General features: G+C 38.8%; 14 protein-coding genes. 5 read left to right on the top strand and 9 right to left on the bottom strand.

The genetic code is table 11. From position 1 onward, the window contains the following. Positions 1 to 12 precede the first annotated feature (12 nt). The 3 genes from HUN01_RS25465 to HUN01_RS25455 all read right to left on the bottom strand — a co-directional run bounded on the left by HUN01_RS25465 (position 13) and on the right by HUN01_RS25455 (position 2,585). Positions 13 to 1,122: a 2OG-Fe(II) oxygenase gene (locus HUN01_RS25465; protein ID WP_181928508.1), complete on the bottom strand. Its 1,110-nt coding sequence runs from the start codon at positions 1,120 to 1,122 to the stop codon at positions 13 to 15. A 193-nt stretch (positions 1,123 to 1,315) separates the two neighbouring features. Next, positions 1,316 to 2,137: an alpha/beta fold hydrolase gene (locus HUN01_RS25460; RefSeq protein WP_181928507.1), complete on the bottom strand. Its 822-nt coding sequence runs from the start codon at positions 2,135 to 2,137 to the stop codon at positions 1,316 to 1,318. A 55-nt stretch (positions 2,138 to 2,192) separates the two neighbouring features. Further along, positions 2,193 to 2,585 (bottom strand): carboxymuconolactone decarboxylase family protein, encoded by a 393-nt coding sequence (locus tag HUN01_RS25455; RefSeq protein ID WP_181928506.1) that lies wholly within the window; start codon positions 2,583 to 2,585, stop codon positions 2,193 to 2,195. Between the two features lie 178 nt (positions 2,586 to 2,763). Here HUN01_RS25455 and HUN01_RS25450 point away from each other — a divergent pair, with 178 nt between their 5' ends. Next, entirely contained in the window at positions 2,764 to 3,183 is a 420-nt protein-coding gene (locus tag HUN01_RS25450; protein ID WP_181928505.1) for a (2Fe-2S) ferredoxin domain-containing protein, read from the top strand. A 181-nt stretch (positions 3,184 to 3,364) separates the two neighbouring features. On the opposite strand, the gene HUN01_RS25445 is transcribed toward HUN01_RS25450, so the two are convergent. The 3 genes from HUN01_RS25445 to HUN01_RS25435 form a co-directional block, all read right to left on the bottom strand. Beyond that, positions 3,365 to 4,027 (bottom strand): nuclear transport factor 2 family protein, encoded by a 663-nt coding sequence (locus HUN01_RS25445; protein ID WP_069072088.1) that lies wholly within the window; start codon positions 4,025 to 4,027, stop codon positions 3,365 to 3,367. Between the two features lie 427 nt (positions 4,028 to 4,454). Beyond that, entirely contained in the window at positions 4,455 to 9,914 is a 5,460-nt protein-coding gene (locus HUN01_RS25440; protein WP_181928504.1) for a trifunctional serine/threonine-protein kinase/ATP-binding protein/sensor histidine kinase, read from the bottom strand. A 175-nt stretch (positions 9,915 to 10,089) separates the two neighbouring features. Continuing rightward, positions 10,090 to 10,626 (bottom strand): nucleotidyltransferase family protein, encoded by a 537-nt coding sequence (locus HUN01_RS25435; RefSeq protein ID WP_181928503.1) that lies wholly within the window; start codon positions 10,624 to 10,626, stop codon positions 10,090 to 10,092. Positions 10,627 to 10,820: 194 nt separating this feature from the next. Here HUN01_RS25435 and HUN01_RS25430 point away from each other — a divergent pair, with 194 nt between their 5' ends. Together HUN01_RS25430 and cobO are read left to right on the top strand one after the other, a co-directional pair. Beyond that, positions 10,821 to 12,089 (top strand): plasmid pRiA4b ORF-3 family protein, encoded by a 1,269-nt coding sequence (locus HUN01_RS25430; RefSeq protein WP_181928502.1) that lies wholly within the window; start codon positions 10,821 to 10,823, stop codon positions 12,087 to 12,089. Positions 12,090 to 12,501: 412 nt separating this feature from the next. Beyond that, positions 12,502 to 13,179, top strand: a complete 678-nt coding sequence (gene cobO, locus HUN01_RS25425) for a cob(I)yrinic acid a,c-diamide adenosyltransferase (protein ID WP_181928501.1) — start codon at positions 12,502 to 12,504, stop codon at positions 13,177 to 13,179. Positions 13,180 to 13,337: 158 nt separating this feature from the next. Here cobO and HUN01_RS25420 read toward each other — a convergent pair whose 3' ends face one another. Both HUN01_RS25420 and HUN01_RS25415 read right to left on the bottom strand, forming a co-directional pair. Further along, positions 13,338 to 14,168 (bottom strand): peptidoglycan-binding domain-containing protein, encoded by an 831-nt coding sequence (locus HUN01_RS25420; protein WP_181928500.1) that lies wholly within the window; start codon positions 14,166 to 14,168, stop codon positions 13,338 to 13,340. Positions 14,169 to 14,366: 198 nt separating this feature from the next. Further along, entirely contained in the window at positions 14,367 to 15,131 is a 765-nt protein-coding gene (locus HUN01_RS25415; RefSeq protein WP_181928499.1) for a hypothetical protein, read from the bottom strand. A gap of 460 nt (positions 15,132 to 15,591) precedes the next feature. Here HUN01_RS25415 and HUN01_RS25410 point away from each other — a divergent pair, with 460 nt between their 5' ends. Together HUN01_RS25410 and HUN01_RS35650 are read left to right on the top strand one after the other, a co-directional pair. Continuing rightward, on the top strand, positions 15,592 to 17,004 hold the full coding sequence (locus tag HUN01_RS25410) for an NB-ARC domain-containing protein (protein WP_181928498.1): 1,413 nt from the start codon (positions 15,592 to 15,594) through the stop codon (positions 17,002 to 17,004). A 435-nt stretch (positions 17,005 to 17,439) separates the two neighbouring features. Beyond that, positions 17,440 to 23,583 carry a trifunctional serine/threonine-protein kinase/ATP-binding protein/sensor histidine kinase gene (locus tag HUN01_RS35650; protein ID WP_238845608.1) on the top strand — a complete coding sequence of 2,048 codons (6,144 nt, stop codon included), beginning with the start codon at positions 17,440 to 17,442 and terminating at the stop codon, positions 23,581 to 23,583. Positions 23,584 to 23,604: 21 nt separating this feature from the next. Here the strand turns inward: HUN01_RS35650 and HUN01_RS25385 are convergent, their stop codons facing one another. Further along, positions 23,605 to 24,147, bottom strand: a complete 543-nt coding sequence (locus tag HUN01_RS25385) for a 2'-5' RNA ligase family protein (protein ID WP_181928497.1) — start codon at positions 24,145 to 24,147, stop codon at positions 23,605 to 23,607. Positions 24,148 to 24,438 lie beyond the last annotated feature (291 nt).

The following is a 24,438-nucleotide window of genomic DNA, read 5'->3' as shown; positions in this document are numbered from 1 at the left end:
TAGAAAGTTTAGCTAATCACTATTAGTATTATCGAGTACAACATACTTGCTATTTTCTTCCCTTAATCGGGCATCTTGGTCATTGTAAAAGAACGACAGAAGAACAAAACGCCGTCCACTTGTTACAGGAGTAGCTTCATGCAGTAGAGAGCAAGAAAAAATCACTGCTTCTCCCGCATTGGGACTATAAAGCTGGAGTCCATACTCTGGAAATCGTAGTTCTCCGCCTTCGTAAGCGCCAGTATTGAGATTCAGTGACATAGCAAATCTTCGGTGTACCGTACCTGTGGTAGTATTATCGCGATGACGATTAAAGAAGCCTTTATCAGTTGCTTCGTAGCAGGATACCAAGTACCGTTCAAAGCGAGTGATACTAAACTGGAACGCTTTCTCTATTTCTGGTTTAACCCGTCGCATCATCAGTTCATTGATTTGCTTCAATAGTTGAGGATCAGAAATTAAATAATCTCGGCGTTTTTTAAATTCATAGTCATAAACTCCAACTGTTTTACCGTCGATTTGTCGCATGAAGCCAGAATCTTCACCACCATCTGCCTCGTACAAATCAATTAAATGTTGGCAAAAGCTTTGATTCAGCACATTTGGTATGAATAAAACAGGTGCTTGTCTTGCGGCTGGAATATTTTGTGAGATTGCCGGTAAGCTTTTGATAAACTCAAATACTTGCTCACAAGGTTGAGTAGTAGCTAAGATTGGCAAAACCTGTATAACTCGTAGATTTTCATCCAAAACAAAAATTGTTGGTCTGTATTGTAGTTCGTTATTTGCCTGCTTATTTGGTTGACAAACACCGTATTGGAAACTAACTTTCCGTTCAAAATCCCAAAGAAATTTAAAATAAGTTTTATTCTGTATTAACTCTGCCAGAAAAGTGTCATCTGTGTCTATGCTCACACCAAAGAATGGCACTTGATACGTAGCTAACTGCTGCTGCTGGTTAGAAAAATCATCAATAATCTTCCGAATATAGTTGTTTTTAGAACTTCCGAAAAAAAACAAAATACTACGGTATCCGCCAACAGAATTAAAGTGAAAGGTTGGATTTGAGGTTGAGGGAAGAATGAACCACGGAATCGGATCGCCAACAGTAAGAGGTATCATCAGACATTAAATTATATTTATACTAACATTAAGTCTGGTAAATATTTTATTTAAAAAATTACGTCAGCTAGTTAAATAGTAATAATCTGTAAAGTTAAAATCGACGAATTGAGCAGAATATCAAATTTAAGATAGTTAATATTATTTGGGATTCTCGAAACAGGGTTTTAGCAAGTAATCTAAAATCCAAAATCTAAAATCCAAAATTGCTATAAGCGGGCTTCAACTTCCCCAGAAAGTTGAGCATGGCTGAAACCACAGCATCCGGCGACTCAATCAAGAAGCCATGACCACCACGTTCGATGACTACAAGTTCAGCATTGGGAATTCCTTGAGCAAGTTGCTGAGAAAACTTTAGTGGAGTGAGAATATCTTGTTTCCCAACTAGAACTAAGGTAGGACAATGAATTTGTTGGAGAAGATTTGTTGTGTCACTACCAAGGATGGCTTGGCTGTGATGATAGAGTGAATGAGTTGCAGGTGGAAAAGGATATCTGATGGCAAATTCAATCAGACCTTCGATCATTCCAGGAATCGAGTAAAACGCATCTGTAAATATCCAGGGCAATACGACTTTTTCATAAAGTTTTAAGTCTACATTATTAGGAAGATCGCCCCAAGTCTCGATGATGCTGTTGAATAATGCATCACCTTTTGCCAAAGATGAAAGTAGCATCAGACTTTTTACCTTTTCAGGGTGCGCTAACACTAGTTCTTGGGCTATCTGACTACCCATTGAATGACCAGCTAGATGCACCTGATTAATTCCGATGTGGTCAAGCAATGTTGCAACGTCACCAGCCATCTGTTTCAAACTATAGGGACTTTCGGGAGCAGAACTTCTCCCCATACCTCGGTTATCCAAGCGAATGACTTGATACTGCGAAACCAGCGATGGCATAATCAGCGACCAATAAGCATGATCACAAAGAAAGCCAGCTATTAATAGCAAAGGCTCACCTGTTCCCTTAATGTCGTAGAACAAATCAATCCCGTTAATCTGAACCTTGGGCATAGTGAATAATTCTGCTAAACCTTATTTTGAAGCAGGGATAGACAAGGCGGTACTGCTACGTCTTGAATTTCTCGTCTATTGGAATCTGATAGCCGTTGGCGAGGCGATTGGTCATGTTGGCTGTGGCTGCGATCGCCATTAGTTCCCCAAACATAGTATCATTCATACCCTTGGCACGCGCCGCCGCTGTGTGCGAGGCGATGCAGTACTCACAGCCATTGGTTGCACTCACGGCGATATAAATCAGTTCGCGCATTAGTGGATCAATCTCACCAGGACTGCTCATCACTTCCTTTAGCGTTTGCCACGTTCGTTGTAAAGTGGGGGGATGGTTGGCTATGGCTTTCCAGAAGTTATTGATGTAGTCATTTTGACGTGTAACGCGGATGTCATCATACACTGCACGTACTTCGTCGCTGGCTTCTTCGTATTCGATCAGCTTAGTCATGTTTTGATTCCATATAGTTTCCCCAGCGAGTGGGAACCCCTAGATTGTAATACTGAGTTGCAATTAAAGATAGTAATATCATGTCTGCTTGGCATAGGTTAGCATTTTTTGGACGATCTACTAGAACAGACTAAACAGGAAATTTACACTATCCTGTCAGAGAAATAGGTGGTCGTACATGAAAAAATTGATCCAGCGTATTAAAGTATTACTCCGACGTATCTTCAAGGAGTTTTCATCTAATTCTCAGCAACCATCGCCTGTAATAAACTCTCGCCCATTAGAAACTTCCATTCCAACTGTTTCTCCCCGATGGGAGTCTGGTTTGGTGCTTGTATGTTCACAATGTGCAAACGAGCAGTCAGGCTCAACGGCTTCCGAAGACTTAGAGAATTGGTTGAAGTCTCGTTTAAAATTTGAGGGCTTATGGGGTGATTTTCGGGTGGTTAGCACCAGTTGCTTAGGGGTTTGCCCCCGGATAGGTATTACTGTTGTTCTTGTAAGTAATGGAAATCACGGGAATAGTCCATGCTTAATTGTAAATCCGCAGAGCGATCGCGAACTTCTCTATTCATACATTAAACAGAATCAAGGCTAACTGCAAAAGTTTGTCAAAGCTTCCAATTATTGAAATCAAACTGAATTTGACCTTGCACTATGTTTCAATCAAGTAGCAAAGAAAAAAGGGGTGAATTTAAATATTCACCCCTTTTTCTATGTTATTAAGGAGGTAAAGAAGACTTATGCAACCCGTATTAATCCCATTCTGTCCTGAAGAATTATTCTTTTAAACGAGGTATATTTGGTCTGACAAAGGTAGCAGAAGAATTAGTGCTTCGGGCATTAGTGCTTGAGGAAGCAGTAGTTGGGGAACTGAGATTCAAGAAATCGATAAGTTTGAGAGTACGATTACGAATTTTCCAACGCCCATTTGTTTTGATGAGTTTATCTTCATAAGTGCCATTAGCGACATCAATGCTGGTTTCTGAACGTTTATGAGTCGCATGGAGATAAGAGGTAGCTGTTGCTTTATTATTCTCAATTGAAATGTTTATCGTACCTATTAAGTGTTGGGTAGCTTGATATCCATTTCCTTGAAATACTGAATAGACAAAATCTGCCCAAGAATCTGTCCCATAACGTGTTTCACTTGCGCCATCAGGAAAAATAGCAGTGAGGACTGAATCTTGAGTAAAACAATCCCGATAAATATTTTTTCCTTCTAGTAGATTTCCTCTACCAATAGCGTCAGTTCCCAGGGCGTAACAGGATGTTAATTTTTGAATTTCTAATTCTGCGTTAGGTTGATTTGCGCTTGCTATTTCAAACCTACCTCCAATAAACAGCACAAGAGCAACTGCAATCACAACCAGAGTTATTCGATTTAAAAGAAACGAGATAGCATTTGTAACTATTCGCCCATTGTCTCTTCTTTTTTCCACAGTATATCCACCTTAATTTTTACTATTTCCGCATCTTGCACTTTACCATAAACTAAAACTTTGGCTAATATTTTTAGCTCATTGAAAACGGCTAAAATATTTGCATACTTTGCTAGCAATTACATTTTGTGTAAGCCAGAAAATCTGTTTTATAGTAAATGATAAAACTAGGACACGATTTGATGTATACAACTAGTTATAGCAGGTGTTTTACCAATTTTAAGTGTTAATTATAACTAAGTTTGTGTTGATTTGATTAAGTAATAGACTTACTACTTACATAGTTTTATGAATCGCCAGATAAATTTTATTTTACCAAGCGCCAGAAATCAAATATAATCACTATATCAATCCTAAATAATTCTTGATAAGTTCCCCGAAATCTTAAAAAAATCGGGGTTCTGCGGCTACAACTATCAGAAGTTACCTATTCTCCTAAAATGGGAATAGAAATTATAAATTGTGTTCCTTCTCCTAAGACTGATTCACAAGTCAAACTTCCACCATGATTTTCTACTATAATTTGCCGACTAATAGATAATCCTAATCCCGTACCTTTTCCTACAGACTTGGTAGTAAATAAATTCTCAAAAATAGATTTTTTCACTTCTTCCGTCATGCCTTTGGCATTATCTTTAATATTAATTACTACGTTTTCATTATCTACTTGTAGATAAGTTTCTATAGTAATAACATTGGGATGTGTTTCTTGAATTTCTAAAAAGCTACGACCTATATTTGCTTCTTCTAAAGCGTCAACTGCATTGGCAATAATATTCATAAACACCTGATTTAATTGTCCTAAATAACATTTTACTGATGGAATATATGCATAATTTTTAATTATTTGAATGGCGGGACGATTATGATCAGCTTTCAGACGATGCTGTAAAATCATTAAAGTACTATCAATACCTTCATGGATATTCGCTAATACTTTAGATGTAGTATCAGCACGAGAAAAAGTACGGAGAGATGTACTAATATTCCGAATGCGCTGTGTCCCTACTGTCATACCATCAATCATTTTTGGTAAATCTTTTAGTAGAAAATCTATATCTATTTCTTCGGCTTTTTCTTCAATTTCAGCGCCAGGATTTGGGAATTTTTCTCGGTATAATTGCAGATAGTCGATTAAATCTTTAACAATATCTTTTGCTTGAGCAATACTACCTGTAATAAAACCAATGGGGTTGTTGATTTCGTGTGCGACACCTGCAACTAAATTTCCCAGAGAAGACATTTTTTCACTTTGGATAATTTGTAGTTGTGCCTCTTGTAAATCTTTGATTGACTGTTCTAATTCCCTAGATTTTTCTTGTGCTCTTGTGTATAAGCTGGCATTTTCTATAGCAATAGCCATTTGAGAAACTAAGACTTTTAATACTTCTACCCTTTCTGGAACAAAAGCTCCTGATGATAACTGGTTTTCTAAATAAATAATCCCAGTAAGCTGTGATTGGTACATAATTGGCAAACAAAAGATTGATTTTATTTGCAATTTCTGAATATAGATATCAAGGTTAAAAGGTTCTGCAAGGATAGCATCATTTAATACAAGATATTGCTGAGTTCGGAAAACATAATTAATTACAGATAACGGTAAATCTTGATAGCTTTCAACAGGAATAGAGCGTAAAACTGTCACCACATTATCAGTAGCATTTCCAGAAGCTTCGATATACAGATGATTGTCTTTAATTAGGAGTAGTACTGCTTTTTGCGCGGCAGCATTTTCTAGTAAAATTTTGATCAGCTTGCTTAATAAATTTTCTAAAACAATTTCGTTAGTAATCGCTTGTGAAAATTTGATGAATGCATTAAAGTCTAAAAAATCGCTCAAGCTACTATTAGTAGTGGTGCTAGTGGTAAGATGAATTGTATCTATTTTTGCAGTAGTATTTTCTAGAGTAGTAGTTTGCCCTACGAGGAAAGTATATTTTGATTCTAAGTGTTTAACTTTAGCGATCGCACCCCAACGAATATAGGCATAATAGGCTTTAGTTATATACGTTTGATGAATTAATTCTTTACCTAGAGATTTATAAAACTTTCCAGCTAACTCATAAGCTAAAGCTTCTTCTTGGAGAAAACCGTTTTCTTGAGATTTGGCAATAGAGTGTTCATAGTAGTCCATTGCTTCCAGTTTTTGACCTAAAATCTGATACCGTTCTGCCTCCACGAGGTAAAATCTGTGTAAGTGATTCGTGGGAGCATGAGTAGCCCAGAGTTCCATCTTTTGCTGATTAGCTCGGACTTTTTCTAGAATAGCTTGCTTCTCAGACTCTTTAGCAGTATGATATATTGCCAAGTGGGCTAAAGAATCGTAAAAATAAAACAGTGGAACAACAAATAACCCTGTAACACCACCTAAAGAATTTTCTGCGATCGCAGCATTTTCTACAGCTTTAAAATACTCCCCAAATATGTAAGAGAGCATCATCTTATTAACAAATAAATGGTTAATTGTGTAAAGATCATTTACTTGCTGATGAATTGGCAGCATACTTTGCTCGTCGTAGGCTTCTCCAATTAAACAGTCCACATTTTCAAAATTTCCTTTCAAGTTCAGAACTGTTTGCAAATATACTGAGTTCCAAGTAAAAGCTACTTGTTGCTTAATTCTTTTCAGAGAATCACAATAAGCTATTAGTTCTTTTTCTAGAACCCAAAGTTCTTTACCTAACCAAAATGAATGATAGGGATAAATGTAACCACAATAACCAGCATATTCTAAATCTCCAGTTTCCAGACCACTAGAATATCCTGACATTGATGATGTTAATGTCTCACGAACATGTTCTTTCCAATGCATAACATGAGCGCTAACAACCGTCAGAATTTTAGCCTTGAGTTCTTCAGCATTAAATTGTGATACTAGACGTGAAGCTAATTTTCCAAATTCATAGCCAGAATCAATTTCTCCTTGAATTCCACAAAGAATTAATCCATAAAGACTATAACCATAAGCAGATACAGCAGTATTCCCATAAATTAAGGACAAATTGACCATTTTACAGACAATAATTGGCATCATTGCAGGAGCAGTTTGAAAAGCCGCCGGGAGAACTCCCATTAAGATTCTCATAGCTGCAATCTTGTTAGGATCAGTCATTAATGGTAAGTTAATTAAATCTGCAATGGCTTTACCTTTCAAAGAAGCCGCGATTTCATCCATCCCCTGCTGAATATCAGTTGATGTCGGCTCGTCTGGAAAACTTGTTCCTAACAATTGCAGAATTGATACAGCTATCTGAATGGCTTCCAGTTGCTTGCTTTGAATGATAGAAGCGATAATCTGTACTTCATAGACTTTCACTTTATCTAGAAGGACTTTGGCTTCTTGCTGCACCACCTCAGCCCATTGTTGCATCTGCTCAAAATCACCGCCAAGATAAGCTACCTCTGCGGCTCCTTCATATAAACCGATAGTTAAGGTATATTCAGTTTCCCAAGCGTCTATATTTAAAAGTTTTATCCCATTTGTGAAGTATTTAAGAGCCGCTTCGTAAGCTGTAGAAGCTTTAGCTTTTCGTCCTGCAATTAAATTTAATCGTGCCAATTCAGTTTTTTCAGATTGCTCTATCAGGTTAAGAATACCTACATTCAACTGATTGACGATATCAAAAATATTAGCTTCTATTTCCTCTTTAGGTATATTTTGGAGCAGCAATTGCCCAATTTTCAGGTGAGTAGATTTTTTCAGTTCTTCTGGAATCAATGAATATGCTGCTTGCTGCACTCTGTCATGTAAGAACTTATAACCTACCCGTGAAGTGTCGAAATTGAAATTAACCGCTTCTTCTTGATTAAAAACTAAAGGAATACGGTAAGCTTCACTTAAAGGTAGAATTAATCCCGCTTGCAAAGCCGAGTGTAAATCATTAGCCGTCAAAGAAGGTGATTTTTCATTGACTATCGATAAAACATCCAGACTAAATCTATCGCCCACACAAGCTGCTAATTTTAAAACATCTTGGGTGAGGGTTGGTAGTTTTTCAACTCTACTGGCAACTAACTCAACTACATTTTTATCGGTAATTCCAATTGCTTGTATATCCTCTAGACTCCACTGCCATCTAGCATTAGCAAAGTCAAACTTTAGTAAATTTTCTTGATAAAGTGCCTGAATTAGTTGTGTTATAAAAAATGGGTTTCCACCTGTCTTATTACAAATTAATTCGGCTAATTGAATAATTTTATTACTAAATACTCTAATTTCCTCATCCTGTTTAGCTTCTCCTTCTTGGAGAGTTTCGGCAACTAGCTTAGTTACATTTTCTAAATTTAAAGGTTGTAATACAAGATTATTAACTACCGTGCCACTATTTTTAATTTCTTCTATTTTTTGAATTAAAGGATGTGCCGAATTAACTTCATTATCTCTATATGCTCCGATAAATAGAAAATATTTGCTGTCTGTATCAGTTATAAGCAGTTGGATTAAATTTAATGTAGCTGAATCTGCCCATTGCAAATCATCTAAAAATATGACTAAGGGATGTTCTTTTTGGGTAAAAACTTGGATAAATTCTTTAAAAACATGATTGAAGCGATTTTGTGATTCTGTTGCCCCAATTTCGGCAACTTCTGGCTGTGTACCAATGATTAATTCTACTTCTGGAATTACGTCAGTAATAACTTTTCCATTTGTTCCTAAAGCTGATAGTATTTTATTCCGCCATATTTCTATTTGCTCATTATTTTCTGTCAGCAAATACCGCATCAAATAAGCAAAAGCTTGAATTAAAGAAGCATAAGGTATATTTCGCTTTAATTGGTCAAATTTACCAGAAATAAAGTACCCTTGTCTGCGAGTAATGGGTTTATTAACCTCATTCACTAGAACTGATTTGCCAATACCAGAATAACCAGAAACTAGCATCATTTCTACCCCCCTTAGTCCCCCCTTGCTAAGGGGGGATTCAGGGGGGTTAGCAACGCGCTCAAATGCAGCTAGCAGTTCATTAACTTGTTCTTCACGACCATATAATTTTTGAGGGATTAATAACTGACTCAAGATATCTAAACGCCCTGGAACAAAATCAGTAATTATTCCCTTGCTTTCTAACTGGTTGAGACATGATTCTAAATCTGCTAATAATCCTGTAGCACTTTGATATCTGTCTTCCGCATTTTTTGCCATCAGCTTCATCACAATTTCAGAGACGGCGGTAGGAATTTGTGAATTTAATGATTGGGGGTTTATCGCTTGAACTGCAATGTGACTATAAACTACTTCTAGGGGGTCTTGGCTAAAAAATGGTGTTTTATCAGTTAACATTTCATATAAAGTCACACCAAGGGAATAAAAGTCAGTGCGATAATCAAGAATGCGATTCATTCTCCCAGTTTGTTCAGGAGACATATAGGCAAGTGTGCCTTCAACGCAGTTAGGGTTATTAAATTGGGGATTTTCTTTATTGAGACGGGAGGCTATACCAAAGTCAGTGAGTTTAACAATACCTGTATGGGAGTTAATTATGATGTTACTGGGTTTAATATCTTTATGAATAATCTGATGTTTATGCAAATAATCTAAGGCTTTAGTCAGTTGAATAGCAATGTTTAAATGCTTAAGTAGATCAAGTTTTTCTATTTGTAGTATTTGAGCTAAAGACTGACCACCAAAATCTTCCAACAACAGACCCACACGATTTTCAAAGGTTTCTAGACTGATAGCTTTAACTATATTGGGATGGTCTAAACCTTGCTGAATTTGATATTCATTTTTAATACGAGTAAAGGCTTCAAGAGTCGGATATTCATTTTTAAGCAGCTTGAGGATAACTCGCTGTTGCGTCTTTGGCGTTTGTGCTTGATAAATAATTGTTTGGATTCCTTCGTGGAGAGTCGAGTTGATTTGGTATCCAGTACGATTTGGCATTGATTTTCGACTATAAAGTTACAAAATTAGCATCAACCCCGTTCAGGGTTCTAGTTTAATTATTCCCAATACGTAGAAAATTATTAACATTGCGCTTCTGTATCCAAGGGTTATAAATTAAAAAGCGATTATTTCCTTGTGACAAAAACTAGTGGCTATAAGCCGACTGTAACTTTTACGCCAACCGCAGATAAGGACACTTTTGCAAAAATCCAGAGGCCTTATTGTGGGCATCTAAGTTATGAGTATGCGTTGGCGTAGGTCGAATAATGCCACCAAATAAGTCATCCAACCCGTAAGGTGTGAAAAATTGCCATTGACCTTGGGTATCTAGTCGAACTCCCACAGATGTAGCGGTGTGTAGCCAATCTGTAATGCCATCCTCTGTACTAGTGTAGGGTCTGCTACCAAGACGCCAACGAGCAAAACTGGCTTGATTTTTGACATCAAACTCGTCATCAGGAAATTGTTCTGTGAGAGTCGCTTTTGCTGCTAGTTCTTGAGAACGGTTCCCCTCTATATCAAAGAAGGCAATATCAAAATCTTTAATCCCCAACCCACAGTCATTGCCAAAAATTGAAGACCAAACGGTGTTTCGGACTGCACCACCTGCTAACCACCAGTTGGGTAGATTTAGTTGAGCGATCGCAGGTAATACTGTATTAATACGTGTATCAGCTAAAATCATCTGTAGGCGAGTGTTACTATTCATATCAAATTCCTGGGATTGTCAAGTAGAAGGTGAAAATATTATCATTCACATTTCATTAAACTTACGGTATTGATAGTCCTGTTGTGATACTTGGTTTGTCAATGTTTATCAGGAGAACTTCTGTAGTCTTAGTATAAATAAAACAGGTTACACAGAAGGTTAAATTGTGAATTTAGAATTTAGAATTTTTATTTATGGAAGATTTATTTGCGCGACTAGAACGCACACTCAATCCTGAACTGCCTTCTATAACAGAGTCACAACAACAACTCCTACAAGAACTCAGTATTGATGAAAATCAACCCAGTACAATTCTGCATGACTTTCAAACTCTGATAGATTTCTTAGAACCAAATGGAGTAGAAGTTAGTAGTGTTAATAACCTTCTACCGCTAAAAGTACTATCAGAAGTTAACTCTCGGTTAAGTCACCCAATTGAAATTAAACTCAAACGCCCCGTACAAAAATCATACCCCTACATTAATGGACTATATCTGCTACTACGCAGTTCTGGAATAGCCCAAATTAGATCCCAAGGGAAGAAGCAGTTTTTAGTTTTAGACGCAGCAACTTTACAATCCTGGTCAAGCCTGAATCCAACAGAACGCTATTTCAACTTATTAGAAGCCTGGTTGATTTGGGGAAATAACGAAGTTTTGGGTGAACATCAAGATTCATTAGGGAATTTATTTAGATGTATTCAACTTTGGCCTCGCGTCCCAGATAAAGGTTTAAAATTTTCTAAATATGAAGACCAACACAATATTAGTTATTACCCAGGTCTGCATAATGTTGCTCTGTTAGAGTTGTTTGGATTGTTATCTATCAAACATGGGAAACCACAAGAAGGCAAGGGATGGCGTATTACTAGTTTACAACGTTTGCCTTTTGGTGATGCTCTGTTGCAATTACTATTTCCGCTAGGTATACGAGGAGAATTACAGGATGATGTAAATGTGAATTTTGGAAAATTACAGTCACATTTACAACCATTTTTTCCAGAATGGGAGCATAATTTAATTGTTCCAAAACAAGGCTTCACCGATGGGATTTATATTTTCAAAGTATCTCTTTTTAAGGCTTGGCGACGCATTGCCATCCCAGCAAAAAAACCATTAAGCTGGCTAGCAGAGATAATTCTCGATGCTTTTGACTTTGACTACGATCACCTGTACGAGTTTAGTTATAAAGACCGTTTTGGTCGCATAATAAAAATTGGTCATGCCTATATGGAAACACCCCCATTTGCAGACCAAGTGCAGATTGGTGATTTATCTCTCGAACCAGGTGGTAAAATGACCTATCTTTATGATTTTGGCGACAACTGGAAATTTGATGTGCAGTTAGAAGCAATTAATCCACCTGACAACAAAATCAAAAAACCAAAGATTTTAGAAGTTCACGGAAATGCACCTCAACAGTATTGGAGTGAGGATGATGAATTGGATGAAGACGAAGAATGAGGGACATAAAAAAGTTTGGGTGATAATTTCATACCAAAGCATTCATAAATCTATAACTACCGATATCAGATATCGTAACCCCTGATAGTTAAGCTAATGCCCTCAGTTTGTAGTTTAACTAATGACTGTATCAAAAGAGAAAATAACAAAGTTTTCTTGACAAAGTGCTTTAATTAACATATTAAAATATTTAAAACAGTAATATTAAACTCAAATTATAAGTTCAGTTTGTATATCATATAGTTTTACACACTTGTATGCAAATCATCTTAAAAATACTAAGGCATGATCAATATTTTCCTATAAAATATTAGTGGAGATATCCAACTTATATGATTTAGCTAAAATAAAATTATAAGCATAATTTCGCTTACTTCTCAACACTTTTAACAGTTATTTGCATACTAGCTTGATGAAAAACGATACACCACCCGAATTGAACCAAGACCAAGAGATTGGGCGCTTGATTGATGAGGTAATGTCTTCATCTTTGACTGATGAACAGTACCGCAAAAAGATGCAGCGACGCAAAGAAGTGCAAGACAAGCGCATAGCAGAAGCGGTACCAGAAAAAGGGTTAATTATTGTAAATACTGGTAACGGTAAGGGTAAAACTACTGCGGCTTTGGGGATGGTGTTGCGATCGCTCGGTCATGGGTATAAAGTAGCGATCATCCAATTTATCAAAGGTAGCTGGGAACCTTCCGAAAAAAGGGTTTTTAGCTATTGGGAAGACCAGATAGAATTTCACGCAATGGGCGAAGGCTTTACCTGGGAAACTCAAGACCGCGATCGCGATCTTGACAAAGCTAGCGCCGCATGGGAGAAATCATTAGAATATATTCGCAACCCAGACTTTCATCTAGTGTTGTTAGACGAAATCAATATCGCCCTTAAAATGGCTTACTTACCAGTAGAAGACGTTTTAGCAGGTTTGGCACAAAAACCAGCTAATAAACACGTTATTCTTACAGGTAGAGGCGCACCACCTGCTTTAATTGAGTGTGCTGACTTAGTAACCGAAATGACCCTAGTTAAGCACCCTTTCCGCGATCAAGGTGTGAAAGCGCAACCGGGAATTGAGTATTAAACCAGAATTCAGAATTCAGAACTCAGAATTCAGAATTGTTAAAAAACCAGGTTTCCGACTCAGCAGAGATCAGAAACCTGGTTTTTAATTTTCGGATGTCAAGCTAGTTTTGAGGGTTTGTAGTCAGCACCTAGAATTTTACTTTACATCCTATTTGTTTACTTCCTATTCCAGAGACTTAAAAATGCTTGAGAGATGGCTGGAGTAATCTGACTTTGTAAGTGATTTAGTGCATCACGATGATTTTGATTGTTGTCATCATAATAAGTGAATAGATTCGTCAGCTTGACAATCTCAGGATTTTGATCATTTGTTCCCCTCCATTTGTTAGTAACTTTGTGTAAAACGTCCTTGGGTAGATTTTGTTGTAAGTTCTTTAATGCTTCGATGTAAGAAGTATTTTGAGGATTCTTTTTGAATTGAAACAACAAATCTATCAGTCTGAGTTGTGTCTGGGGCTGAGGTTGGGGCTTATTTGTGAGAGTAGGCTGCTGTAGAATTTGACGCTGTTCAATAGTAGCAATGCCATTTTCAGTTAAACCCTGAGATTTCTGAAATTTCCTGACTGCTGTATAAGTCGCTGGCCCATAAAAAGGCCTGTCTGGAGGAATTTCAGCATTGGTTGCAAAACCGTGAAACTTCAATCTATTCTGAAGCCCTTTGACTGTATCTTCCATTACAGTTCGAGTTTCGGAATCAGCGTTACCATTAACCACAAGTTTTTGTGAGTACTGTTTCTGAAACTTTTTAATTGCCTCTTCAGTAGGATCATCTGTCAAGGAGTTGTTATTCCGCTTCCAGGGAGCAAATTTAGTCAGATCCGGCTTAGGATCAATTTCAGGAGCTAAATATCCCAGTCCAATCAATATATGACGGATGACTTCAGGGCTACTAACGGCCATGCTTTTTGGTTCCTTTGCTACTAAACTACCATTTAATGTATCTTGTCTTACAAAAACTAAGTAAGTAGAAATAACTAAATCTAACATTTCTTGTTTGCAAGGCTTTCCAAAAGTTAAGCAATGTGTGATAACAAGCTGCAACTCTTTGAGACGTTCGGGGTAGGCGAGTACACACCGGAAATTAAAGAAAGTGCGATCGCTTATTCTTAACCATTGATGATGATACTACGCAGCAAGGCAGCACAGCTAGCTGTGCTGCCCTATCAAAATTAATCTGGTGGAATACTAGCTAGATAATTGTCTCGCGTTAACAACGTATAAAAACTCACTTCCACTCTTAGGTAAGAAAACGAGTGGTTTGTTCTTCCCTGGCGACTGCAATTGAGGAGGAAGTAAAGGGTAAATATCTGGATCTTGGAAATCAACTGTAATCTTCTGAGTAGTACCGTTAACCAAGAAACAAGATGGATTATTACTTCCACTATATTGCTCATACAGAGCATCAAGAACTTTCTTGCGTAATTCCTTAACAGGAGAAACGTAGATAAAGTAACCTTGCTCATCTAGTTCTTTAGCTCTTTCAACTGCTTTGTCTGAATCTAGAAAGAAATCAATCTGAGTATCTTGAATTTTTAGAGGACATTGTTGTAAAGGCTTTCCAGCTACTACACTATATATTTTCTGCCCCAAAGGAGCATCAATACTAAACAATTCTTTGGTAGCAATTTGAGCTTCTCCAGCCTGAAAGTCAAACCAAGCTTTAGTAACTGAACCATCTCCAAGTACTTTGATTAGTCCTGGTACTACTTTTTGATCAAACTCTGCTTTAGTAGCAGGAATCTGAAAATCTGGAGGTAGAGAAAAAGGGGTAGCAATTCCGTATCGGAGTATATCCTTATAGACTTTAACTCCTTGTTCTTGTTGCTCTGAAGTACTGTAAAGGCTGGTTACACCTAATACTGTTTTATCATCTGCGAAAGCCGGACTCAGCCCACCTAGCCAGAGAATAAAAGTGAGGAGAACTATAAAAATGCGACTTAAATTTTTCACTGGATTTTTGAATTGGAAAACTTTTTGTATTTTGCACGTGTAACCCTGCCCTAACAACCGAAGTTAAGGAACTTAAGAACGAAACTTAAACTTTTTTGGTCGTCAATATCCCAAAGCTTTAACCAGAAAGGATTTCATCTACCGATAACTTAAGTAAAACTTCCGCGTTCTCTCTGGTTGCTCTGCAAAAAAGCTATTTTTAATCAAAATATTCATAATATTTAACATACCTAATTTCAGGAAAAGCATATCTCATCTTTGTAGCACCCTCTTGAGTGGAGTAAATTTTTGGCGGCATATTATAGGCGCTAACTACTGACTATTACTTTATGAGGACTTACGCAAAACTATACGCGCTCTGGGGTAATTCAGGAATTATCCCTATCTGAGAATTAGGGTTTCGGCTGTTGTCTGCGTAAGTCCTGTTTATGAATGTATATACAAAACTGAAGAGACAGTAATGAATCCATTACAACGCAGGCGCAAACGGGGTGTTATTTTGACACCTCAAGGATTTCAGAAACTTCAAACCGCGAAATGTCAGGCACAAAGTTGGGAAAACTTAGATAAACGTTACACTTTGGAAGATTTAAGCGATCGCACCGGCTTAGATCCAGATACACTGATGAAGGTATTTCACTGCCAAGTGGGAGTTGACAAGCAAACTCTAAACACCTGTTTCCGGGCTTTTAATTTATTACTTGAACCCAGTGATTATCAACTACCTCGCACTCATGAAGTAATTAGTAATCAGCATTCAATCCAAAATTTAACTGATTGGGGCGAAGCACCCGATATCTCTGCATTCTTAGGACGCACAGCAGAACTAACGACCCTAAAACACTGGATTCTCAAAGAACACTGCCGAGTAGTGACTTTGTTTGGTATGGATGGGATGGGTAAAACTAGCTTATCAGTAAAGCTAGCAGAGCAAATTCAAGATAAGTTTGAGTTTGTGATTTGGCGCAGTCTTCGCAATGCTCCATCAGTCAAAGACATGTTAGCTGATCTAATTCAAATTTTATCAGAAGGGCAGGAAAATAATTTACCAAAAACTTTAGACGGCAGAATTTCGCAGTTAATTCATTATTTAAAAAACGCTCGTTGTTTATTGATATTAGATAATCTAGAGACAATTTTACCAGATGCTTCAGGTAAATATAATATTGGATATTATCGTCAACGTTATGATGGTTATAGCGAACTTATAAGGCGAGTGGCAGAAACGTTTCATCAAAGCTGCTTAGTGCTTACAATTCAGGAAACGCCGAGAGAGATTAGGCATCTGACAGGAGAAAAATTACCTGTTAGAACATTGCAATTAAAAGGTTTAAAAGTAATAGAAGTAGAAGAAATATTTAAAGCAAAAGGTGCTTTTTGTGGTTCAAGCAGTGATTGGCATCAACTCACTGAGAGCTATGCAGGTAATCCATTGTTATTAAATATGGTTTCTAGCAAAATTCACAAGTTATTTGATGGAAATATTTCGGAGTTTTTGAACCAAAGAATATTAGTGTTTGGTGAGATTAGCCAGCTTTTAAAAGACTATTTTAACCACCTATCAGATCCAGAAAATCTCATTATTAACTGGTTAGCAAGTAATTATCAGCCAGCTTCATTTTCAGAACTGCGATCGCAAATATCATCTGCCATATCACCACAACAATTACTAGATGCTTTAGAATCTTTGCAAGAACGCTGTTTAGTAGATAAAAATGCTGCTCTTTTCTCTGTAGCCCCGATGGTGAGAGAATATATAAATCATCAATTAATCCAAAACAAAATTAGCTCCAATATCAAATATCGCTCAATTGTGACTAGAAAGAAAAACAAACTCTCTTTTCATATTCCAGAGCTTATCCTTATAAAGTAGCAGGGTTCTTCATTAGTCATTAGTCATTAGTCATTAGTCATTAGTCATTAGTCATTAGTCATTAGTCATTAGTCATTAGTCAGTGGTCATGGGTAGCAATAACCACTGACTTCGATTTTCTCACGGCAATTACAGAAAACTAGCGATCGCAAGAGCATGTTGTCAGACAAGCGATTTTTTCCTAGCTGTGGGATGAGTTAATTTTAATTAAGAAACTGATGAATTTATCACAATTTATCCGTGTAGTAATTTTTACTTATTTATTTTAATAGCTCTATTACTAAAAAAATATAATAGATAATTAATTTTAATCAAAAAAACATCATAAAAAAAATGACCAGATAAATACATTATGATGTTACAAAAAACTGAATATTGGGAATACTTAATTATTATAGCCATTGAGAATAGATTGTTGGAATGAGGTCAGCATATATGACAATAGAACTAGATTGGACAGTTGTAATCGAAGGATATCAAGTTGTTGAGCAACTTTACTTCAGTTCTAAGACTATTGTCTATCGGGGTATTCGAGATATAGACCTGCGACCTGTGATCATCAAATACCTGAAACGTGATTACCCATCCTTTAGTGAACTATTGCAGTTCCGCAATCAGTATACAATCACCAAAAATCTTGACTTACCTGGTGTTGTTCAACCCTACAGTCTAGAAACCTATCGCAATAGCTATGCACTAGTGATGCAAGATTTTGGAGGCATTTCACTTGGGCAATATACTAAGATACAGCCACTAAAATTAAGTGAATTTCTGACGATCGCTATTCGTCTAGCTGACATTCTCAATGGACTCTATCAGCACCGGGTAATCCACAAAGATATCAAGCCGGCCAATATCGTCATTCATCCAGAGACAAAACAAGTTAAGCTGATTGACTTTAGCATCGCTTCTCTTCTGCCCAAAGAAACCCAGGAAATTAAAAATCTTCAGGTTTTGGAGGGTACTCTTGCTTATCTTTCTCCCGAACAAACTGGACGAATGAATCGGGGTATCGACTATCGCAGTGATTTTTACTCCTTGGGAGTGACTTTTTTTGAATTACTCACGGGTCAATTGCCCTTCCAGTCTAATGATCCGATGGAACTGATTCATTGTCACATTGCTAAACAACCAGAAAAATTAGGAGGCAGGAGGCAGGGGGCAGGGGGCAGGGGGGAAAAGGAGATTCCCGAAGTTCTTTGTGACATTGTAATGAAATTGATGGCGAAAAATGCTGAAGACCGCTATCAGAGTGCATTAGGGCTGAAATATGATTTAGAAATTTGTTTGGCTCAACTCAAGGAAACGGGTAGAATTGAAAGTTTCCCAATTGCCCAACGCGATGTGTGCGATCGCTTCCTCATTCCAGAAAAACTTTATGGTCGTGAAACCGAAGTAGCTACACTACTGCAAGCCTTTGACCGCATTAGTAGTGGTACTAGAGAAATCATGTTAGTAGTGGGTTTCTCTGGTATCGGCAAAACAGCGATCGTTAATGAAGTCCATAAGCCGATTGTCCGGCAGAGAGGTTACTTTATCAAAGGTAAATTCGACCAGTTTGGGCGGAATATTCCTTTTTCGGCCTTTGTCCTAGCATTACGGGACTTGATGGCGCAACTACTTACCGAAACAGATGCCCAACTAGAACAATGGCAGACGAAAATTCTCTCTGCTTTGGGTGAAAACGGGCAGGTGATTATTGAGGTCATTCCTGAACTCGAACGGATTATTGGTAAGCAACCTCCTACACCTGAACTCTCAGGGAGTGCAGCTCAAAATCGCTTCAATCTGCTGTTCCAAAAGTTTATTCAGGTACTCACAACCCCAGAGCATCCCTTGGTGATTTTTCTGGATGATTTGCAATGGGCTGATTCGGCATCACTGGATCTGATGCAACTGCTGATGAGTGAGGCAGAAACGGGCTATCTATTACTCATTGGTGCTTACCGAGATAATGAAGTCTCCCCTGCTCATCCCCTAATGTTGGTATTGAACGATATTGGCAAAACTGGAGCGGTAATTAATACTATCAATCTAACTCCCCTTAAGCCATCCGACCTTAATCATTTAATTGCCGATACCCTTAGTTGTCCCCCAACACTAGCAGCACCCTTGACGGAATTGGTATATCGGAAAACCAAGGGTAATCCCTTTTTCGTCACCCAGTTACTCAAGGCATTGTATGAAGAAAGATTGATTACCTTTGATATTGAGAAGGGTTACTGGCAAGGGGATATTGCTCAAATTCAAGAATTGACGCTCACCGATGATGTTGTCGAGTTTATGGGGCATCAAATCCAAAAGTTGCCTACTTCTACCCAATGTGTCTTAAAACTAGCTGCCTGTATTGGTAACTCTTTTGACCTGGCAACCCTGGCTATTGTCTATGAAAAATCCCCAGATGAAACCGCCGTAGACTTGTGGAGAGTACTGCAAGAGGGATTGATTTTACCAACCAGTGAAATTTATAAGTTTTTCCAGAAGTCGGGGAATGGGGATTGGGGACTAGGGACTGGGGACTGGGAGAATTTGATGGCGGGTCTAAATCCTGCACCAAATTTTGAGGAATTTGTACCCAGTACCCAGTACCCAGTACCTAGTCCCGGAGCGTCTTGTCGCCAGACATCGCCTAGATCAGGTGAATCATGCCAATTACCCAATTACAAATTTCTGCACGATCGCGTCCAACAAGCCGCCTATTCTCTTATCCCAGAGGAGCAAAAACAAGCAACTCACCTAAAAATTGGGCAACTATTGCTGAAGAATACAACCCTGGCACAGCAAGACGAAAAACTTTTTGAAATTGTCAACCAATTTAATATTGGCAAAAATCTGATTAGTGAGCGATCGCAGCAGGCTGAACTTGCTCAACTAAATCTGCAAGCTGGAAAGAAAGCAAGAGCCGCAACTGCATACACAGCAGCATTTGAGTATGTCACCACCGGCATTGCCTTACTGACACAGGAACGGTGGCAAACACAATATCAGCTAACTCTGGCTCTTTATGAAACTGCTGCCGAAACTGCTTATTTGAGTGGCAATCTAGAGCAAATGCCACAATTTGCGGCAGTTATTTTGGAAAATGCCAGCACTCTGTTAGATACAGTCCAAGTCTATGAAATCAAAATTCAAGCGGCTCAAGCCCAACATCAATTTCTAGAAGCAGTGCAAATTGCCCTGGAGATTTTGGAGTGTCTCGGAGTCAGTTTTCCCCAGCAACCGAGTGAATCGGATATTGCCCAAGCGTGTGCGGCGACTAACTCAATCTTGGCAGGTAGGCAGCCGTTAGATTTAATTACTTTACCCCAGATGACGGAGCCGGAAAAGATAGCCGCCATCAGGATTCTTGCAAATGTCTCTTCTTCTGCTTATGTTGTCGCGCCATCTCTTTTACCATTTATTATTCTTGAGCAGGTGAATTTATCGGTTCAATATGGCAATATCTCATACTCAGCAAATGGCTATGCCTACTACGGACTGATGCTATGTGGGGTGATCGGAGACATTGAGTGTGGCTATGAGTTTGCACAACTAGCGCACTTGTTGCTTGAACAGTTGAATGCCAAAGAAATGAAAGCCAGAACCTATGTCGGAGTTCAGTGTAGTGTATGGCATTGGAAGCAGCCGCTCCAAAACACCTTAGCATTTCTCAGAGAAGGCTATCAAAGTGGGCTGGAAACGGGAGATTTAGAATCGGCTACTATCTGTGCATTCGTTTACGTCATGCACTCTTGGTTTGTTGGCAAAGAACTTGGTGATCTCAGCCGGGAAAGTTTTGCCTTCCGCGATCAACTGACTCACCTCAAACAGGAAGGTCTTCTCAGTCATTTAACTATTTTTCAGCAAGGGATTTTGAATTTAATCGGCGATGCTCCCCAAGCATGGGAACTGATTGGTAATGCCTTCGATCAAGAGCAAATGTTGCCAATCCTCCAGCGCTCAGGCGATCAAACCGCGCTGTGCTATTTTTATGTCAGCAAACTAGTCCTCTGCTATATATTTGGTAAGTTTGAGCTAGCGGTTGAAGCTGCGATCGCGATCAAAAATTACTTGGGTGGTGCTACAGGATTATTCCTAGTTCCAGTTTTCCACACCTATGACTCTCTGGCACATTTGGCTATCTATGCTGAAGTTTCTCAAGCAGAACAACAATCCATTCAGCAACAGGTAATTGCCAACCAGGAAAAGATCAAAAAATGGGCTGACCATATTCCAGCAAATCACCTGCACAAGTATTATTTAGTGGAAGCGGAATGTCATCGCGTTTTGGGCAATAAAATTGAAGCGGTTGAATATTATGATTTTGCTATTGCTTTAGCTCAGGAAAATCAATACCTCAATGAAGAAGCTCTAGCCAACGAACTTGCAGCGCGATTTTACTTGGGATGGGGCAAAGAGCGAATTGCTCAGGATTATTTACTCAATGCCTACTATGCATACTCTCGTTGGGGAGCAAAAGCCAAGGTTGAGGATTTAGAACGAAATTATCCGCATCTTTTAGCTCCCATTCTGCAACAAGAGAAAATACAGATGATGGCTGATGTCACAATTAGCCCAGATGATAACGGCACTCTCAACTTAAATTATGTCACCTCCACGACATCTGCCAGTAGTGGTGTGTCAGTTGCACTGGATTTAGCAACACTCCTCAAAGCTTCCCACACACTCTCTAGTGAAATTCAGCTAGAAAAACTGCTTTCGACATTGCTGAATGTAGTAATTGAAAATGCTGGAGCAGATAAATGTGTATTGCTATTACTCGAAAAGCAAAGGTTGCTGGTTGAGGCAATTACTACAGTTGGCCAGTCATCAACAGTAATGCAATCGCTGCCTCTAGAAGACTCACAGGATCTACCTATTTCACTGATTAATAACGTTAAACGCACTTGGCAACCCTCGACTATTACCAATGCAACTACCCATCCTTTATTAATGGGTGATGCCTACATTATTCGTGAACAACCCAAGAGTTTGTTGTGTACACCGATTATTCATCAAGGCAAACTGTTGGGAATTTTGTATTTAGAGAATAGACTAACCACTGGGGTATTTACAAGCGATCGCGTCGAAATCCTGAATCTGCTCTGTACTCAAGCTGCGATCGCTCTGGAAAATGCCCGCCTTTATCAGAAGGCGCAGACTTATGCTCAACAATTGGAGCGATCGCTTGCCCAACAGAAGACTTTGTTTAATGTTGTTACCCAGATGCGAGAATCTTTAGACATGGATGCAATTTTCTGTGCTGTCACCCAGAATATTCGTCCCATTCTGAACGCCGATCGGGTGGGAATCTATCAGTTTCATTTTGAATCGGGGTACGAATACGGCGAGTTTATTGCCGAAGATGTACTACCTGCATTTCCTTCTGCCTTGGCTATCAAAATTCAAGATCATTGCTTCGGCGAAAACTACGCAACTCTATATAAGGAGGGACGTTTCTGTGCAATGGCAGACATCCAAGCAGATGAAGTGCTAGAGTGCCATCGGGGAATTTTGGAGCAATTCAGTATTAGAGCCTTGCTGGTTGTGCCAATTATGCAAGACAACGAACTTTGGGGACTGCTTTGTATTCACCAATGCGATCAACCCCGTCACTGGCAAACCTCCGAAATTCAATTTGCCCAACAAATTGCTGCCCAAATGGGGGTTGCACTCCAACAGACAGATTTACTAATCAAAACTCGCCAACAGGCAACCCAACTAGAACAGACACTCCAGCATCTCCAAGAAACCCAACTTCAGCTAGTTCAAAATGAAAAGATGTCAGCACTGGGAAACCTCGTTGCCGGAGTTGCCCATGAAATTAATAATCCCGTTGGCTTTATTGCTGGGAACTTGAAACCCGCCCAAGATTATGTGCAAGACTTATTTGGGCTAATTAACTTATATCAAGAAAAGTTACCCAATCCAGGACAGGATTTGGAAGACGAAATCGAGGCAATTGATTTGGAGTATATACGGGAAGACTTGCCGAAATTAATCGACTCGATGCAGCTAGGAGTTAATCGCATCCATGAGATTAGTACTAGCCTCCGCACCTTCTCCAGGTCTGATAAGGATTACAAAGTTCCTTTCAACTTACATGATGGCATAGACAGCACCATCTTAATTCTCAAACATCGCCTAAAACCTCATGAACATTACCCCGCAATTGAGGTGGTGAGGGACTATGGCAATTTACCTCAAGTGGAATGCTTTGCAGGCCAGCTAAACCAGGTATTTATGAATCTGCTAGCCAATGCGATCGATGCATTAGAAGAGTCTCATCGGCAGCGCCATTTAGCAAATATTCAAGCAACACCCCATCAGATTTTAATTCAAACTCGTCTGGCTGAAGATGGAGAACAAGTTTCGATTCGGATTGCCGATAATGGTATCGGCATGACTGAAGAAGTGAAGCAACGGGTATTTGATTACCTGTTCACCACTAAATCTGTGGGTAAAGGAACAGGGTTAGGATTAGCGATCGCTCAACAAATTGTCGTAGAGCGACACGGCGGAAGGCTCAAGGTGGATTCTGTTCTAGGACAAGGAACAGAGTTTACAATAATCCTTCCTGTTACGGATGAAACTCACTGAGAGTTAAACCCTAAATTATCATCAAGTCAAAAAAGCAAACTCCGATTTAATATTCCAGCGCTTACCGTCGTGAAGCAACAGTGTTAATTTGTCGGCAGTAAACTCAAAATGCAATTGACGCTTTTCAAATTCTGGCCAAGCAGCTTTAAAGTTCTGCTTTGTTAAATCCCGAAACGCAACTGTTATATGGGGCGTAAAAGGGCGCGTTTTAGAAACCTGGTCAACAATTCCCAAGTTGCTTTCTGTATAAGCCATTAAATTAGCTTGCAAAGTCAAAAGTTCTTGACTTCTGACGACATTAATGTATATGACGCGAGGCACAAAGGCATCAAACCCCCTGAGTGTAATTGCTAGTGGCTGTTGTCCACGAGCAAACTCCTTCAAGGATGCTTCTAGTAGTGGTAAGTTAGCATCTGCCCATTCAAAGGGCGGTTGCAGAGTAATATGAGGCGGAGACTTTAGCGCCCCACTACTAGCGTAGCGATCGGCAAAGTCCTGCTTAATCTGGTTGGCGTAGTCTTGAATGTCTTGGGATGGTAGGAGGGCAATGAAAAAACGGCTCATTCAATTTTAGATTTTTGATTATGAGAGGATGCAAGTATATGCTTCTCTTTGTCAAGAAGCAAGCCACGTAAAAACGCCACTTCTATCAAATTCAGCGCGTTTGTTACTTATTTGCTACTCAAAAGTACCATCTTTAATCAGATTTTTAGCGATCGCACTACTCAAATGCGACTCATTTAGTATTATCCAAATTGTAGGGGCACAATATATTGTGCCCCTATAGGTGCAGTCTATTGAATTGAAAACTATCTTGAAAGTGGGTTCATATTTGGATTACGCTTCCACTTAGTT

The organism is Nostoc edaphicum CCNP1411, from assembly GCF_014023275.1.
GTDB lineage: Bacteria > Cyanobacteriota > Cyanobacteriia > Cyanobacteriales > Nostocaceae > Nostoc > Nostoc edaphicum_A.
This window is presented reverse-complemented; position numbering and strand designations above follow the sequence as displayed.

Bases quoted from the DNA above. Each gene is read 5' to 3' on its own strand.
- HUN01_RS25420 (WP_181928500.1), bottom strand. From the start codon at position 14,168: ATGTTAGATTTAGTTATTTCTACTTACTTAGTTTTTGTAAGACAAGAT.
- HUN01_RS25455 (WP_181928506.1), bottom strand. From the start codon at position 2,585: ATGACTAAGCTGATCGAATACGAAGAAGCCAGCGACGAAGTACGTGCA.
- cobO (WP_181928501.1), top strand. From the start codon at position 12,502: ATGAAAAACGATACACCACCCGAATTGAACCAAGACCAAGAGATTGGG.
- HUN01_RS25430 (WP_181928502.1), top strand. From the start codon at position 10,821: ATGGAAGATTTATTTGCGCGACTAGAACGCACACTCAATCCTGAACTG.
- HUN01_RS25450 (WP_181928505.1), top strand. From the start codon at position 2,764: ATGAAAAAATTGATCCAGCGTATTAAAGTATTACTCCGACGTATCTTC.
- HUN01_RS25410 (WP_181928498.1), top strand. From the start codon at position 15,592: ATGAATCCATTACAACGCAGGCGCAAACGGGGTGTTATTTTGACACCT.
- HUN01_RS25435 (WP_181928503.1), bottom strand. From the start codon at position 10,626: ATGAATAGTAACACTCGCCTACAGATGATTTTAGCTGATACACGTATT.
- HUN01_RS25440 (WP_181928504.1), bottom strand. From the start codon at position 9,914: ATGCCAAATCGTACTGGATACCAAATCAACTCGACTCTCCACGAAGGA.
- HUN01_RS35650 (WP_238845608.1), top strand. From the start codon at position 17,440: ATGACAATAGAACTAGATTGGACAGTTGTAATCGAAGGATATCAAGTT.
- HUN01_RS25460 (WP_181928507.1), bottom strand. From the start codon at position 2,137: ATGCCCAAGGTTCAGATTAACGGGATTGATTTGTTCTACGACATTAAG.
- HUN01_RS25465 (WP_181928508.1), bottom strand. From the start codon at position 1,122: ATGATACCTCTTACTGTTGGCGATCCGATTCCGTGGTTCATTCTTCCC.
- HUN01_RS25385 (WP_181928497.1), bottom strand. From the start codon at position 24,147: ATGAGCCGTTTTTTCATTGCCCTCCTACCATCCCAAGACATTCAAGAC.